We start from the raw sequence: 15,981 nt of genomic DNA, 5'->3' as shown, positions 1-15,981 counted from the left end.
CCAAGCATGCGTCGCAAGCCATCGCCCCGCATCCTTCAACCACGTCGTAGCGAGAACGAGAAGCGTGACCTTTCGCCGGGGATGCCATCGGCCGCCGAGCGCGCCCAACTAAGCGGTCGCGCAACATACGGCGGGTATGCCAAGCACAAGCGCGATCCCTATGCCTGGGGGCTGGAACCGTATCGTGGCCGTGCTCCCGATCGGACATTTTGTGAGGACACCGGCTTCGGGATCGCCGATCAGCAACGTATTCCGCAGCTGTTGCGGCGAGGAATTGACGCCGGCCTGTTCGGCGACCTCGTCCGGCAAGGCGACCCGACGATGCTCTGGACGCTGGACGACGATGGATGGATCTACGAATTGCGGCAAACCATTCCCGGGCGCGCGCTCTACCACGGTTATCCTTTGCTGCCGACCAATGCACTGGGCCGCAAGGTGATTGCGCGTTTCGAGAACTGGTATCTGTCGCTGTCGCGCGCGCAGAGACAGCCCGCAATGCTTGCCGCGTTGCGAGGAGCCCAGGAGCGGTATAGATAGAGCTGTGAGCTTCGACATCGATCTTGACTGGCCGGCAGGGGACCGGTCGCAGGGGGTCGCCGACATCCGCATGGCGGTCGGTCGAACGGTGTTCACTCGCCTGCTCGACGAACATGAGGGGACCCGGCGAGACTATTTTCGGGCGTCGCCGCTCCTGCTCGGCTTCTGGTTCGTCGACAATTTCTGGCGGCTGCGCTGGGAGCCGCTCGACGATCCTCATTTTCCGAGCACCGAATGGCGACTGCGCCATGAGCTCAGCGCCGCGTCCGGCGATACCGTCCTGCCGCCCTTCATGATCTATGGGATGGGACCGCGGGTGATGGTAGCGCCGGTTACCGGGGTCGAGGACGATGGCAGCGTCATCCGCTATCTCCATGAGCGCCCCCTGACGATGCTCTCGGACGAGTTCGAGACCGGCCTCGAGCGCTTCTTCGACGCGTTGCTGCGCTGTCGCGATCTGCCCGACAGCGCGGCCTTTGCCGATCTCATCGGGCAACTCGCCCGCGAGCGCGCAGACGACGAGCTCGCGGGATGGCGACGTCTGGAAGCATGTCTCGGCTACGATCCCGACCAGGCTCCCCAGGCGGTCGTCGAGGCGCTGCTCGGCTTCGAGGAGAGGGTCGGCGAGGCGGCGATCGACGAAGCTGCGCTCGCGACCAAGGGGCAAGCTGCGCCAGTTGCGCTGGAAGCGGTGCTGGAGGCAGTCGAGGCGTCCGACGTCGTTGTCGACTTCGCCTCGGTACAGGGTCAAATCGATCCGGCAACGCTGCCCGGCCAGACCCCGTGGCAGGCGGCCGAAGACGCCGCGATCGCGCTGCGTGCTGCCCTCAACCTCGGCAATACCGTGCGCTGGGCCGATCTGGGCGACATTCTTCAGGTCCGGTGGGAGTTGCTCAAGGAAGCAACGGCGACGGCGCGTCATCTGCCGTTCTCCGCCAAGACGGAAGGTAACGGCTCACAGTCGCGATTGGCCTTGGCGATGAAACCCCTCAACGATCGCCGGTTCGAGCTGGCGAGGATGATCGGCGACGAGGTTTGGACCGGTGGCCAAGGCTTCGGCGTGATCAGCCGGTCGCGAACCGACCGCCAGAAGTTCCAGCGCGCGTTCGCCCAGGCGCTGCTCTGTCCGATGGAGGCGCTGCGCAACGTCGTCGACGTGAACCGTCCGACCCGCGAGCAGATCGTGCGCGCCGCGAGCCGCTTCGGGGTACGCGACAGCGTCATCGTTACGATCCTGCGCAATCGCGGGTATCTGCCACGGGAGTCGATGGCGGACTGGCTCGAGGCGGCCTGACTACCTGCCAAACGATCTACGATTTTACATAATCAATGTTATCGAACTGGCAGATTGTAGGTGGGTGCATTCTAGATCGAAGTGCGAAAACCTAGCTTAAGTGCGGGTTCCACCCGGCGGAGGGTTGCGCATGGGCAGCTACACGCATCTGGATCTCGACGAGCGCCGCAAGCTGTATCAGCTCACCAGCGCCGGTAGAAGTCCGCGCCAGGCGGCGGCCGAGCTCGGGCGTCACCCGTCCACGATCTACCGCGAGCTGAAGCGCAATCACCGGTTTGACGAAGAGCCGATGTTCCGCGGGTACTTTCCGCTGACTGCTCAATCGATGGCGGCTGGGCGACGGCTTAGGGGCGCGAAAATCAGCCGCTATCCCGAGCTCGCCGTAAGCGTCCGGTGACGGCGTCACCTCAAACGGGCCGGTAGTTCCACGGCAGCAGTTCAGCGACCCGGCGGGCCGGATGGTCTGCGATGCGTCTGATGGTGTCGGCCAGCCAGGCCTCGGGGTCGACGCCGTTGAGCCTGGCGGTTTCCACCAGGCTGTAGATGCTGGCGGCGCGGTGCCCGCCCTGGTCGGAGCCCGCGAATAGCCAGTTTTTGCGCCCGACGGCGATACCGCGCAGCGAGCGCTCGGCGGCATTGTTGTCGATCTCCAGGCGACCATCGTCGGCATAGCGGGTCAGCGCCTGCCAGCGGGCGAGCGCATAGCGGATGGCGACCGCAAGGTCGGAGCGCCGGGACAGCTTCGGTCCGGTCGCGTCGAGCCACTGGCGGAAGGCATCGAGCAGCGGTCCGGCCCTGGCCTGGCGCGCGTGCCGTCGCTCGTCAGGGAGCCGGCCACGCACATCCCGTTCGACGGCATAGAGGCCGGCGATATGGTCCAGTGCCTCGCGGGCCGTGGGGGAGCCGGTTGCGGCATGGACGTCGAAGAACTTGCGCCTGACATGCGCCCAGCAGGCCACCTCTGCGATGCGGTCGCCATAGAGGCGGTCGAACCCGGCATAGCCATCGGCGTGCAGATCGCCCCGGAACCGGGCAAGATGTCCGGCGGGTCGTTCGCCCTTGCGGTCGGGCGCGTAGTGGAACAGCACGGCGGGCGGAGCCTCGCCGCCAGCCCCGCGCTCGTCGCGTACATAGGTCCACAGCCTGCCCGTCCTGGTGCGACCGGCACCAGGGGCCAGTACCGGCACCGGCGTGTCGTCGGCATGGAGGGTCGCGCCGCCCATGACGTGGCGCTCGAGCGCGTCGACCAAGGGGCCGAGGAGCGCGGCCGAGCGCCCGACCCAGTCGGCGAGCGTGGAGCGGGCAAGGTCGACGCCCTGGCGAGCATAGATGCCCGACTGGCGGTAGAGCGGCAGATGGTTGGCGTATTTGGACACCAGCACATGGGCGAGCAGCCCCGCACCGGGTCGACCGCGCTCGATGGGCATGGACGGCAACGGCGCCTGCACTATGCGCTCGCATGACCGGCAGCTGAGCCGCGGCCGGACGTGGCGCACGACCCGGAACGAGGCGGGCACATAGTCGAGCTGTTCCGTAACGTCCTCGCCCATGCGCCGCATGGCACCACCGCAGTCGGGGCAGACGCACGGTGCCTCATGCACGACCTCGGTGCGGGGCAGATGATCGGGCAGCGGCTGTCGATACGGCCTGGCGGTCTCCCGTGTCCGGGTGACCACCGGCATCGCCGCAGTGGCGGCTTCCGCCTCGCGCTCTTCCAGCCCGAGTTCCAGCTGGTCAGCCTGGTGCGTCAGCTTCTCCGACGAACGGCCGAAGGCCATGCGCCGCAGCCGCGCGACCTGCATCCGCAACTGCTCCAGCTCGGCGCCGGCAGCAATGAGCATGGCCTTCAGAAGGGCGATATCGTCGGGCAGCGAGGCGGCATCGGGCGACACGCCCGCTTATACCAGAACCCCCGTGCCGATACACGCGAAAGCCGCAGGAAACCGTACTTTTTACCAGGCCAAGGTCGGCTGCGAGGACCGGATCGGATGCCGCCAGTCCACCCCTTCGAGCAGCATCGACAGCTGCGCCGGGGTCAGCACCGCGACGCCGTCCGCGGTCGCCGGCCAGGTGAACCGGCCCCGCTCCAGACGCTTGGCATGGAGCACGAGACCCTGACCATCCCACCACAGCAGCTTGACCAGATCGCCACGCTTGCCCCGGAAGGCGTACACCGCACCGCCAAACGGATCCTGGCGCAGCCGCTGCTGTACCAGCGCGGCCAGCCCGTCGAAGCCCTTGCGCATGTCCGTGACCCCGGCCGCCAGATACACCCGGACACCGCCCGGCGGCCCGATCAAGCAAACCCCGCCAGCACGGTCTTGAGCACCCGCGCGTCGATGGGAGGTGCCAGGCGGATGCGTTGCCCGGCCGGGCCGACCACTTCCACCACACCCGGTCCGAGCGGCTCCGAATGCGGCACCATGGGCGCGCCCGCCACCTCGACCGGAATGAATGCCGGCCCCGGCAACGGCAATGCTTCGCTCGCCACCCCGTCGCGCAGCAGCGTGCGTCGCCAGCGATACACCAGCGACGTGCACACCCGGTGTCGCCGCGCCACCTCCAGCACGCTGGCACCCGGCATCATCGCCTCCGACACGATCCGCGCCTTGTCATCTTCGCTGAACCGCCGGCGCGGTTCAGGCCCAACCATCTCGATAATTCGCGTCGCCATGATGCCGCACCGGTGTCTGCCACAGTGCCGAACCTGTGGCTTGCGCATCACCTCGTCAGCAAGGTGGAGAAGACCGGACGCTTACAGCTCGCCAGCTACATCGTCGACCGGCTGGAAGCCGCCTGGTCGCCGGAGCAGATTGCCGGCTACCTTCGGCACCGTACCGCAGGGCCGCTTCGGGTGAGCCATGAAACGATCTACCAGTTCGTGTATGGGCCCGACGGTCAGGCGGCCAAGCTGGCACGGCTGCTGCCCACCGGCAGGCGGAAACGCCGACGTCGCTACGCTCGCAAGCCACGCGGCCTGAACATCCCGCCCGCCCACACCATCGCGGCTCGACCGCCAGACATCGCTGAGCGGGCCGACTTTGGCCATTGGGAAGGCGACCTCATCGCGTTCAAGCTGCAGCACGGTAAGGCTAACCTCACCTCGCTGGTTGAGCGCCGGAGCCGCTTCACCGTGCTGACGCCCAACAGCAGCCGTCACTCGGCCGGCATCATGGAAGGCATCGAGCGCCACCTCGGCACCTTCCCCCCTTCCCTCCGTCGCACCATCACGCTTGACCGGGGCACCGAGTTCGCCGGGTATGGGCGCCTACGGGAGAGCTTGGGCATGACCGCGTACTTCTGCCAGCCCTCAGCGCCATGGCAGAAGGGCAGCGTGGAGAACAGCAACGGCAGGATACGGCGCTTCCTGCCCTCCGACACGGACATCGCACAGGTACCGCGAGGCGAGCTCGAGCAGTTGGTAGACCGCCTCAACCGAACGCCACGCAAGTGCCTTGCATATCGAACGCCGGGCGAGGTCCTGGCCGAGCAGGTCGCCCTCGTGCTTGAAGCGGAACCGTGACGTTTCGGCATGTCCGCAAGCGCCCAAACTCGCCATCTCAGCCACCGATGATCGTTCCCGAAATCGGCCGCTCGTACAGGATGCGGTCGGCGGTAGAGGAGCAGCAGCCTCGGGCGGACTTAGCTCTTCACTACCAGCCCTGCCCGCCATCGACGCCTGCAAGGATGGCGTCAGTCGCCGCACACGGCGGCCCTGAAAGAGTCCGACCCGTAAAGCGCAACAAAGGCGGAGCGTTTGGCATCGTGTCGCGACCTGTCCTAAGCTCGACGACATGGAACCTAGCAGCAAAGCCACCGCGAAAATACCAAACGATAGTCCTGTCCTTGAAGGCGTAGGCTCGAACGAACTGCCGGGGCGGCAATGTCCTTGATTTTTCGTCCACAACATCGGACGGATTGAAGCTCTCTCCAACATCTGCGATGCCCAAATTTTGCCTGCGAAATTCAGCGGCAACCTCTGGAAGATCGCGCAGTGAGTTAACGATTCGGGCTGGCTCGGAAAGTTGGCACTGCGCTGGGACACCCCCCAGCGGTTTCGAGGCTATGGTTTGGGCATTTGCGACCGGGTGACTGAACCCAAGAGCGCAGGTTACAGCCAAGATCCGTGCTTTGTTCTTCGGCATGCCGCATCTCCGATCTCAGCGACTCAATGGTCGCACACGAACCCTTGCTACGATGCCGGGGGTCGGCGACTGTCCGCTTATAGCTCTTCCATGACAATACCGGCCCGGCTGTTCACCTGCCAATCTCGGCCATTGGCGTACGTCGCCGTTCGGGCCGGCAACGAGCGTGTGTGATTAAGAGGCTAGACAACAGTCCGGTTCCGCGACCAAGAAGGTGATAGTTGTCCCTTACGTCGCCTTCGCCGTCAACGATACTGAAACCCTGGACGCTTATGATACGATCACTCGCAATGAGAGTGACCCCATGACGGCAAACCGCGAGCCCGAGGTACGATCAGGCGCCAGGGGAGGATGGATGGCGCGCGCCATTGCCAGCCTTCTTCTGGGTATTATATCCCTACCCTTGGGCTCTGGAGGCATCTTCAATGCCGTACGCGGCCATGCTTCGCCGCCCGAAACGTTCGTGTCGATTGTTTTCTTTGTGGTCGGTGTTGCGTCGCTTCGTGGTGTGATCCGCAGCCTCAAACACTATCGGCACCCCAGCTCGCTGATCATGGACGAAGATGGGATCGAGGTGGCGGATATCTATCAAACTCGAAGATGGGCGTGGACCGACATTCTCGGTGCGACGACCGGTCGGGGTACTATCTTCATTACGTTGATCGTTCGTCGGTCGGCGCGGAGCCATTCCTACGTCGACATCGGTCCCTGGCCGAGAGGCACGCTACGAGATATTCTCGCCGAAAAGGCTGCGCGGTAGCGCTGCAACCTTTCGAAGGTTGTACTTGTGCCCTCCTATGCCTTTAGAGGGCTGCTCACCGAGCCGTCCGCGCATAATTGCTAGTGGTTGTTCGCGGCCGTTACCGGCGTGACCGAGCCCGCTGCTGTCGCAGCGGGTCCGAGGGCGCAAGAGCCGAGAGGCCATCGCATCAGCGGGGCAGCGCTGCGCTGCTTGGGAGGCTACACGCTGCCCCGCTGCCACGAGGCGGTGTCGCACTTCGGCTTGAAACCGCAGTGCTAAGTAGAAATGACACTCCTCCGCTAGATAGAAAAGGCACAACGAGTGCCAGCGGGTCGCCGGTGTCATGGCCATCCTCGGCAGCGAGGATGTGCAAGCGATGACGGTGCTGACAATGAGTGCTGCCGAGGTGAGCCGGTACGACACGCTGATGCGGCTCGACCGCGGTGAGATCAGGGTGGCGGACGCGATGGCGCTGCTGAGGCTTGAGCGTCGACAGATCTACCGGTTGCTGGAGCGACTTCGGCAGGACGGCGCAGCCGGGCTCATATCCCGCAAGCGTGGGCGTCCGAGCAACCGGCGTTACGGCGATGCCGTTCGTGATCAGGTCGTCAGCCTCGTGCGCGAGCAGTATAGCGGCTTCGGGCCGACGCTCGCGCGCGAGTATCTGGCCGAGCGGCACGGCATCCGAATCTCGTGCGAGACGCTGCGGCAGATGATGATGGCAGCGGGGCTGTGGAAGGACCGCGCAGCGCGCCGCCCTCGCCCGTACCAGCCGCGTTATCGGCGGGACTGCCGCGGCGAGCTGATCCAGGTCGACGGGTCCAAACACTGGTGGTTCGAGGACCGGGGCCCGCAATGCACGCTGCTGGTCTATATCGACGATGCGACCAGCGAGCTGATGCACCTGGAGATGGTGGAGAGCGAGAGCACCTTCTCGTATATGCGGGCGACGCGCAGCTATATCGAGCGCCATGGCAAACCCGTGGCCCTTTACTCCGACAAGCACAGCGCGTTTCGCAACAACACGGCCTCGGCGAACGGCGACGGCATGACCCATCTCGGGCGGGCGTTGCACGCGCTCAACATCGAGATCATCTGCGCCAACTCGCCGCAAGCCAAGGGGCGCGTCGAGCGCGCGAACGGCACGTTGCAGGACCGGCTGGTCAAGGCGATGAGACTGGAGGGCATCTCCACCATCGACGAAGCCAATGCCTTCCTCCCCTCCTACATGGCCCGGCACAACCGGCAGTTCGCCAGGACCCCGTTCGACCCGCGCGATCTGCACCGCCCGCTGGCGCCGCACGAGAACATCGAGGCAGAGATGGTGTGGCGCGAGCAGCGCACGGTGACCGCGGCGCTGACGCTGCACTACAACAAGGCGCTGTTCATCCTGGAGCCGAACCGGACCAGCCAGGCGCTGGCGCGCAAGCGGGTGGAGGTTTGCGAGTATCCTGACGGACGGATCGAGATCCGGCACGACGGGCAGGCCTTGCCCTATCGCGTGTTCGACAAGATGCGGCGGGTGAACCAGGCAGCAGTGGTCGACAACAAGCATCTCGACGCGGCGCTGGCGATGGCGCGGCTCCTGCAGGAAACGGCGCCACACCACCGCAAGCGGAACAACAACGAGCCGGCGCGGACGGCGCAGACTGGCGGCATGTTCGCCGCGTCGGCTGTTGCGACCGCATCGAAGGTGGATCGCCGCACGCTCTGCACGCCGAAACTGAAGCGCGGGCCGCGCCTTTCCGAGACGGAACTCGTCGCGCGCGGACTGGCCGAATACGCTGGCTGAGTCCGGGTCACGCCACCCCACCCCAGGAACCTGCCTGACTGTCTGCATTCTGGTGTGACCGAGCCCGCTGCTGGCGCAGCGGGTCCGTCGCCCTTCCCTCGAAACTCACCGCATCAGCGGGGTCAGCGCTGCGCTTGTGGATGGCTCCACGCTGCCCCCGCTGCTACCAGCCGTGTGTCATTTCTATTTGGGGCAGAATGTGTCTTTTCTAATCAGCGGGAACACAGATTTGCTCTACAGGTTAGGTGTTTAGGAGCTTGTCGCGCCCTTACCCGATCAGCGATGTTCGTTCACGCAAGCGCTGCTCCCGCTCAACAAGCCACGCGCGAAACTGCTCCAGAATGTCCTCGACGTCCAGGCCCGCCAGCCGATGATGCGCCAAGACCCGCGCGCGGAGCGGTGCCGGCCAGCGGATGCTTTCGCGGGCCAGCGTGGCCTGTATCCATTTGGGCGTGCTGGCGAGCAGTCAAACGAGCGAATGCCGTTCGTAAGCGGGCCTCAGGCCCGAAATTAAGATTGTCGCCGATCTGCCTCGCCGCATGAGAAGCCGATCGCGTCCGCAGGCGTTCGGTTGTTCGACCGGATGGAGGAAGAGAATGTGTGTCGGCGCTGATGAGACGTACATGCGCGTGGCGCTTGAGGTCGCGCGCTCCAAGGGGTCGGATCCGTCAACCTCGCCGCTCGGCTGCGTGATCGTCCTGGATGGCGAAGTCATCGCGGCCGAGCGCAATCAGACCCAAGAGCTCCCGGATGCCACGGCTCATGCGGAGATGATGGCGATCCGCCGCGCGTGCGAGACCACCGGCGAGATGGAGCTGAGAGGCGCCACGCTCTACTCGACGCTCCAGCCCTGCGGCATGTGCACCATGGCATCCATCTGGTCGAAGGTAGGCCGAGTCGTCTATGGCGCGGGGCGCGAGGACGTGCACCCCATGTACTTTGAGGCGAAGCACGTCGACACGCTGGCCTTCATCGGCGATGCCTATCGGGACGACATCGAAATCGAGGGCGGTTGCCTCGCTGAGGAATGTGCGTCGCTCTATTACAGCCCGGACGCGGATCTGTCGGCCGACGAGCAAGCGAATTTATGATCCCACCCTTGGATTCCCGGACACGACAGCTTCGACGCCATCGACCGCTTGCCGCGCGGTAGAGGCTGTGATGCGTTCGGGCCTACCGGCGAAGGTGGTCAAGTTCCACTCAGGTGTGCGTATCGTATGGTACCACAGGAATGGCTACCTTGTGGTACCTTCCCACCGGTTCGACGCTGATGGGGTAGTGCCGAGTTGCATTCCATGTACGGCCTGTCCGCAAATGCGCACTGCTCCTCGAGGCTTAGGTATGCGCGCAGGCTACCGGCCTGACGCCTGCGCCAGGAACGTCGCCACGCTGGAACCTATCCCGAGCGCGAGGCTCTCGGCGATCCGCGCCGCATTGTCCTGCAGCGCTGATTCCTGCTCAGGTGCGAGCATCTCGTTGGTGTCTCCTCCCACAGTCGCAGCCAGGCGTGCAAATGCGGACGTCGCCATGGCCTCAGCGTGCCGGAGGTGCACAGCCCTGGGATGCCCTTTGGAGCGACCGGCTTGTCAGCATCACCGATGACCAGAAGTCGCAAAGCTCCTTGAAAATGTCGGATCAGTCGCCGATGGCTCCATTGAAGACGCGTTGCAGCTGGGAGTCCGTTCGCACTTGCGCGTAAAACGCGTGAACGACACGCTGAAGGTCGTCTTCTTGAAGATCGAGTTCGACCATGATGGTCTTCGAAGGTTTGGGTAAGAGAGGGCGCATCAGCCGCTTCCTCTCGCCTCCTGTTCGAACAGCCTGATCCGATTAATCACCGAAACGAAGAAGGCGGTCGACCAGCCCAACAAGATGATGCCGTTGGCGCTCTCAATCGCACCGACGAGCCTCCAGGCGCTCGGAAGCGCAAGATCAGCCGTCCCGAGCGTGGTGTAGGTGGCGGTCGAAAAGTACAGAGCATCATCAAAGTTGATCAACCCGGCATAGCGTGCATACAGGAGAGCGTAGGCCCAGATCTCCGCGGTGTGCAGCGCGAAAAGCCCAAAGGCGGCACCCAAGATCGCCGCCAATTGCGACCACTCGCGGAAGCGCTCGCCGAAGCGGCGCCGATGTCCACGCAGCAGCGCGACGAGGAGGGCAAGGCCCGCGAGGTGCATGACGACTGTGATGGCGACCATCGCCGTTGCAATCCCCAGCTGAACCACGCGCTCCTCCTCGTTGACGATTGCCGCGCGAGCTGCGTTCTCCAGGTCGGCCATTGCTCACGCGAGGCGATCATAGCACCAGCTGACCGCCTGTGCTGCGAGGGACATCGAAGCGGGCACGGCAGAAGGTCACCCGCCGATGCCCGGTCCTGGGAACTGTCAGGCGGCCTGAAGCATCGCCTCCAGGTCCTGCTGTGCGTCGCCGGTGGGACGGATGTCGAACTTTTCGATCAGCACGTTCAATACGTCGGGCGTAAGGAATTGCGGCAAGGTCGGTCCGAGGTGGATGCGGCGAAGACCCAGATGCAGCATCGTCAGCAGGACCGCGGTCGCCTTCTGCTCGAACCAGCTGATCGCATAGTGCAGCGGAAGGTCGTTGACACCGCAGCCGAGCGCATCGGCGACAGCGGTCGCGATGCGGATCGCGCTATAGGCATCGTTGCACTGCCCAACGTCGAGCACCCGCGGCACGCCGTTGATGGTGCCGAGGTCCTCGCCGTTGAACCGGAACTTCCCGCAACCCAGAGTGAGGATCAGGCTGTCCTGTGGAGTGTGAACGGCGAGATCATGGAAGTAGTTGCGACCGGGCCGGGCCCCATCGCAACCGCCGATCAGGAACAGATTGCGGACATCGCCCTTCCGGATCATGCCGAGCAGCGTATCGGCGACACCCATCACGGTGTTGCGCGCGAAGCCGATCGGGATCGTCCGCTCGACCGCATTCTCCAGAAAGCCGGGAAGCGCCAGCGCACGGGTAATGGCAGGGCTGAAATCGTGATCGCTTACGTGTGCGATACCGTTCCAGCCCACCGGCCCCGCCGTGAACAGCCGATCCGCATAGCCCTTGAGGTTCGGGTTGATCAGGCAGTTGGACGTCATCACGATCGCGCCCGGGAAAGCGGCGAAGTCCTTCTGCTGGTCCTGCCAGGCGCCGCCATAGTTGCCGGCGAGATGCGGGAACCTCTTGAGCCTTGGATATGCGTTTGCCGGCAGAAGCTCCCCGTGCGTATAGACGTTGACGCCCGTGCCCTCGGTCTGCAGCAGAATGGTCTCGAGGTCCCCCATGTCGTGGCCGGATACGAGCAACGCCTTGCCCGCCTTGGGTGTCATGCGCACCATGGTGACTTCGGGGTGCCCGAACCGCCCGGTGTTGGCCGCATCGAGCAGTTCCATCACCTTGAGATTGAGCGCTCCAAGCGCCAACGCTTCGCGCAGGAGCGCATCCATGTCGGTCGGGTCGGAAGCGAGAAACGCGCTGATCCGGTGAAACTCGGCGCTGACTGCCTGCTCTTCGGTGCCGAGCACGCGCGCATGCTCGCTATAGGCAGCGGTACCCTTGAGCCCGTAAAGGATAAGGTTACGCAGGCCGACGATGCTGGGCCCATCGCGGTCCATGAACCGCTGGATCGCGGCGAACGGAGCCGCCGCCGCCAGCTCGGAAGCTGTGGTGCCGGGCTGCCACGTGGCGGGCTCGGGCAGGTCCGTGAGGTCAGCGCCCATGCGGGTTGCAAGGTCTCGCGCCGAGTTACGCATCCGCAAAGCCTCCGCGATCAACGCGACGAAGCGGTTGTCGTCGAAATTGACGTTCGTGAGCGTGGTGAACCAGGCGTGTGGCGTGAACGCGTTGACCCGGCAATCATAGCCGCCGACGCGCGCTGCACGATCCGCGTAGACGGAGACACCCTGCATAAGGCGGAGCAGGACGTCCTGCAGGTCGGCGACGGTCGCGCTCTTGCCGCAGGATCCTACCTTGGCCGCACATCCGCCTTTGTTCGATTGTTCGCATTGCACGCAGTACATGGCACGGCCCTTCGCCAAAGATGAACTCTGAACTCCACTTTAAGCGCCGCTGCAGACGGCACTTTGACCGGCGTCAAACTCGTGCCTGGAAGGCGGTTGCATGAGGTAGTGCAGGCAAGGAGATCGTCGCGCGGTGCAACTGACCAAGCAGACCGACTATGCATTGCGCCTGCTCATCTATCTCGCCGCGGTCGGTCGCCGGGTGTCGATCGCGGAGGTGGCAGAAGCGCAGGGCATATCGCGCACCCACCTGATGAAGATCGCGAACCTGCTGACGGTCCGCGGGTTCATCGCAGCTGCACGTGGCCGCGGCGGCGGGATCTCGCTTGCGCGGACCGCTGAAACAATCAAGCTCAAGGATGTGATCCGCGCCACGGAGCCCTCGTGTCCGCTGGTCGATTGTTTAGGCTGCCGACTGATCGCCCGCTGCCGCCTCGAGCCGATCCTCGACGAGGCGATGGCGGCGTTCTGGAGCGTCCTCGGCGACTACTCGCTGGCGGACCTCGTGGACAGGAAAGTCGGCCGTCAACCGCGCAATGCGGCAGCTGGAAAGGCGCTTCCCTACGCTGACGTCAACGACAATCGCGCCTTCACCGACGTGAGCTCGAGAGAGCGTTTTGGCGCAGCCTAGACGGCCTGCCGCAGCCCCGCTGCTTGAGCCCGCGGAAACCGCGCGATCAGGGGCGCAAGACTGCCCTGCCCTCGATCCGGCCCTGACGTAAGCGGTCGAACACGTCGTTCACGGCCGCGAGCGGCTCCTCGATTACGGACGTACGGACCTTCCCATCGGCCACGAAAGATAGCGCCTCTGCCAGATCGCGGCGGGTGCCGACGATCGATCCTCTCACGGTGATCCGCTTCAGCACGACATCGAAGATCGGGGTCGGGAAGTCGCCCGGCGGCAGCCCCACCAAAGCGATCGTTCCGCGGCGGCGGGTGCACGCGATCGCCTGGCTGAACGCGGCTGGCGAGACTGCGGTCACGAGCACGCCGTGGGCGCCGCCTCCCGTTGCGCGCAACAGCTTTTCAACGCCGTCGCCTTCGGAGCAGTCGAACGCCAGATCGGCACCGAGCTCCCGCGCAAGCGCGAGCTTGTCGGCGGAGACATCGAGGGCCGCGACGTGAAACCCCATCGCCTTGGCATATTGCACGGCGACATGCCCGAGCCCGCCGACGCCCGAAATCACGACCCATTCCCCGGGTCGCGCCTCCGTCTCCTTGAGCCCTTTGTACGTCGTCACGCCCGCACACAAGATCGGCGCCAATGCGGCGAAATCCGGATCAGGCGGGAGGTGGCCGACGTACGGTGCGCTGGCGAGAGCATATTCGGCGTAGGTGCCATTCACGCTGTAGCCGCTGTTATGCTGGTGTTCGCACAACGTCTCCCAGCCGGTCTGACAATATTCGCACTGACCGCAGGCATCGTGTAGCCAAGGTATCCCGACAGCATCTCCTTCCTTGATGTCGGCGACGCCGGTGCCGACCGCGGCGACGTAGCCGACGCCTTCATGGCCAGGGATTAAAGGGAGGGTCGGCTTCACCGGCCAGTCGCCATCGACGGCATGGAGGTCGGTGTGGCAGACACCGGTCGCCTCAATCTTGACGAGCAGTTCACCGGGTCCGGGCGCCGGCACATCGACCTCTTCGATCAGGAGAGGCGCCTTGAAGGCGCGCGCTACGGCAGCTTTCATCTTGGTCATGAAAAACCTCTCATCGCGATCTCACTCGCAAGGTTAACGGTGGAGAAGACCTCCTAGTGGCTGAACAGGAGGTACCTCGAGAAACGGTCGATGAGACCCTGCGTGACGCCGCCCAAGACCCACTCGCGCAACCTGCTATGACCATAGGCGCCGAGGACGAGAAGATCAGCCGCATGCTCGTGCGCGACCTCTTCCAGGTCATCAGCCACGGTCCTTTGTCTGCGCGGCACCAGCTTCCCTTCCGCGCGCACTCCGTGTCGCTCGAGACGCCCGACGATCTCCTCCAGACCGGTGGCCTCGTCCGACCGGCCTTCCCTGCAGATCGCCGCCACGATGACCTGGTCTGCCGCAAGCAGGAACGGCAGCGCGTCGGTGACCGCACGACGTGTCTCGCGCGTGTCTTTCCACCCGACGATGATACGCTGGGCTTTGAGCTCCCGATGGTCATGACTCGGCGTGACCAGAACCGGCGTCGCCGTATCGAGGACCAAGGATGCGATCGACGGGAGTAGCGACGATCCGAAGCCGTCCGCAGGACGACTGGCGACGATGATGTCGGCGCCGCGCGCATGAAGCGCCATGACTCGGTCCGGCGCGCTGGGGATGGCAAGCCACTTCGTCTGCAACCCGCTCTCGGCGACGGCATCCTGGAAGCGTTGACCGGCGGTCGCGAGATCCGCTTCGACCTGTTCTCGAAGCGTCTGCAGGAGCAGACCGTCCTCGAACCCCGTCGCCGGCGGTTCGAGCGCTTCAGCCGCAACGCCGATAAGGGTCGCATCGAATTGTCGGGCAAGCTGCTCGGCTGCAGCAAGCGACGCCGCGCTCGGTGGCTCGGGACCCACGTGGACCAGGACGGACTTGTAGCTCATGCAGACCTCCGTGTCGTGTGGGGGCGAGCGACCGCCCATACCTCTTGCCCGACCTTGCTCAGCCGGCACGGGCCGACTCCCTCCTTGCGCGCTCAGGCCTCAGTCACGCGGCTCAGTTCCTCTTCCGCGGATGGCCCGTCGCGACTCCTCCGGAGAGCTCTGCCACTTTCGGGTGGATCGCTGCGACTTCCGCGGTGTAGCCGAGGTTAAAGACGGTCGGACTCTTTGCCGCGCGGTCAGCGCGCGTGTACAGCGTTCCGAACAGACGATCCCAAACGAAATTCGTGATGCCGAAGTTGCCGGTCTCGTCATGGAAATGATGTTCCATGTGCCGCACCTTCATTGTCGCCAGCCATTGCAGACGGGGCTTGTAGGCAAGATGCTGGATGCAGTGGAAGAATTCGTAGAAACAGGTGCACAGCAGACCCGTAGCAAACCCGGCAGCCGCACCGCCGGTACCGCCGATCAGCCATCCGGGAAGTGCCGACACGATCAGCAAAGTCGGCAGTGTCGTGTATAGCGCGCCGAACAGCACTTCGAGGTGGTTCGGATCCTGGTGGTGATCATAATGAATGCGCTTCCAGACCGCGGCCAGCGCCGGCACCTTGAACATCCAGTGGCAGTGCAGTACCCAACGATGGAGCCCGTACCACACCAGCGGATAGGCCAACGCGATCAGCACGACGATGCCCGCGGCCTGGATCGCTGACGCTGGATGCAGCACGAAAAGCATGATCGACCCGGCCAGGAGCGCCAGATAGGAAAGGATCGTGTAGTGCTGGAAGTATGCAGCCACGAGCTCGCGCAACGTCATGCGATCGAGATGGTGTGAACGCTTCCAGAATGACGGCTGTGCCGCTGCCGCTTTGCTCATTCT

Annotated in this window: 14 protein-coding genes and 2 pseudogenes; 8 read left to right on the top strand and 8 right to left on the bottom strand. The window is 64.5% G+C overall.

What is annotated here, in order from left to right:
* The first annotated feature begins 6 nt into the window (after positions 1-6).
* From DM480_RS16180 to DM480_RS16170, 3 genes and pseudogenes are all read left to right on the top strand, one after another.
* A complete protein-coding gene (locus tag DM480_RS16180) occupies positions 7-537 on the top strand; it encodes a hypothetical protein (RefSeq protein WP_125471579.1) in 531 nt (176 codons plus the stop codon).
* The gene (locus DM480_RS16175) at positions 500-1,831 is read left to right on the top strand and encodes a hypothetical protein (RefSeq protein WP_157968819.1); all 1,332 of its coding nucleotides are present in this window, start codon (positions 500-502) and stop codon (positions 1,829-1,831) included. Before DM480_RS16180 ends, DM480_RS16175 begins: the two co-directional genes overlap by 38 nt.
* Before the next feature lie 130 nt (positions 1,832-1,961).
* Positions 1,962-2,222: pseudogene (locus DM480_RS16170) on the top strand (helix-turn-helix domain-containing protein); the annotation flags it as partial.
* A 16-nt stretch (positions 2,223-2,238) separates the two neighbouring features.
* On the opposite strand, the gene tnpC reads toward DM480_RS16170, so the two are convergent.
* The 3 genes from tnpC to tnpA form a co-directional block, all read right to left on the bottom strand.
* On the bottom strand, positions 2,239-3,672 hold the full coding sequence (gene tnpC, locus DM480_RS16165; protein ID WP_115380751.1) for an IS66 family transposase: 1,434 nt from the start codon (positions 3,670-3,672) through the stop codon (positions 2,239-2,241).
* 111 nt (positions 3,673-3,783) lie between these two features.
* Complete coding sequence (tnpB, locus tag DM480_RS16160) at positions 3,784-4,131, bottom strand: IS66 family insertion sequence element accessory protein TnpB (RefSeq protein WP_076711207.1); 348 nt, start codon at positions 4,129-4,131, stop codon at positions 3,784-3,786.
* On the bottom strand, positions 4,128-4,505 hold the full coding sequence (gene tnpA / locus DM480_RS16155) for an IS66-like element accessory protein TnpA (protein ID WP_056439051.1): 378 nt from the start codon (positions 4,503-4,505) through the stop codon (positions 4,128-4,130). The genes tnpB and tnpA overlap by 4 nt, the downstream gene beginning before the upstream one ends.
* A gap of 84 nt (positions 4,506-4,589) precedes the next feature.
* Here tnpA and DM480_RS16150 point away from each other — a divergent pair.
* From DM480_RS16150 to DM480_RS16140, 4 genes and pseudogenes are all read left to right on the top strand, one after another.
* Positions 4,590-5,354: pseudogene (locus tag DM480_RS16150) on the top strand (IS30 family transposase); the annotation flags it as partial.
* 977 nt (positions 5,355-6,331) lie between these two features.
* Positions 6,332-6,736, top strand: coding sequence for a hypothetical protein (locus tag DM480_RS17990; RefSeq protein ID WP_125471543.1), 405 nt, complete (start codon positions 6,332-6,334; stop codon positions 6,734-6,736).
* Positions 6,737-7,094: 358 nt separating this feature from the next.
* Positions 7,095-8,510, top strand: coding sequence for an ISNCY family transposase (locus DM480_RS16145; protein WP_047867320.1), 1,416 nt, complete (start codon positions 7,095-7,097; stop codon positions 8,508-8,510).
* Positions 8,511-9,106: 596 nt separating this feature from the next.
* Positions 9,107-9,601: a nucleoside deaminase gene (locus DM480_RS16140; RefSeq protein WP_064311250.1), complete on the top strand. Its 495-nt coding sequence runs from the start codon at positions 9,107-9,109 to the stop codon at positions 9,599-9,601.
* Positions 9,602-10,297: 696 nt separating this feature from the next.
* Here the strand turns inward: DM480_RS16140 and DM480_RS16130 are convergent.
* Both DM480_RS16130 and hcp read right to left on the bottom strand, forming a co-directional pair.
* Positions 10,298-10,789 (bottom strand): ion channel, encoded by a 492-nt coding sequence (locus DM480_RS16130; protein WP_084445248.1) that lies wholly within the window; start codon positions 10,787-10,789, stop codon positions 10,298-10,300.
* Between the two features lie 105 nt (positions 10,790-10,894).
* A complete protein-coding gene (gene hcp / locus DM480_RS16125; RefSeq protein WP_115381591.1) occupies positions 10,895-12,535 on the bottom strand; it encodes a hydroxylamine reductase in 1,641 nt (546 codons plus the stop codon).
* Between the two features lie 133 nt (positions 12,536-12,668).
* On the opposite strand from hcp, the gene DM480_RS16120 reads away from it, so the two are divergent.
* Positions 12,669-13,166 carry an RrF2 family transcriptional regulator gene (locus DM480_RS16120; RefSeq protein WP_115381589.1) on the top strand — a complete coding sequence of 166 codons (498 nt, stop codon included), beginning with the start codon at positions 12,669-12,671 and terminating at the stop codon, positions 13,164-13,166.
* Between the two features lie 46 nt (positions 13,167-13,212).
* Here the strand turns inward: DM480_RS16120 and adhP are convergent, their stop codons facing one another.
* From adhP to DM480_RS16105, 3 genes are all read right to left on the bottom strand, one after another.
* Positions 13,213-14,235, bottom strand: a complete 1,023-nt coding sequence (gene adhP / locus DM480_RS16115; RefSeq protein WP_064311247.1) for an alcohol dehydrogenase AdhP — start codon at positions 14,233-14,235, stop codon at positions 13,213-13,215.
* Positions 14,236-14,288: 53 nt separating this feature from the next.
* Complete coding sequence (locus DM480_RS16110) at positions 14,289-15,104, bottom strand: universal stress protein (RefSeq protein WP_064311316.1); 816 nt, start codon at positions 15,102-15,104, stop codon at positions 14,289-14,291.
* A gap of 112 nt (positions 15,105-15,216) precedes the next feature.
* The gene (locus DM480_RS16105; protein WP_064311246.1) at positions 15,217-15,978 is read right to left on the bottom strand and encodes a sterol desaturase family protein; all 762 of its coding nucleotides are present in this window, start codon (positions 15,976-15,978) and stop codon (positions 15,217-15,219) included.
* Between the last annotated feature and the right edge of the window lie 3 nt (positions 15,979-15,981).

The sequence above is a fragment of the Sphingomonas sp. FARSPH genome (assembly GCF_003355005.1).
In the GTDB taxonomy this organism is placed as follows: domain Bacteria; phylum Pseudomonadota; class Alphaproteobacteria; order Sphingomonadales; family Sphingomonadaceae; genus Sphingomonas.
This window is presented reverse-complemented; position numbering and strand designations above follow the sequence as displayed.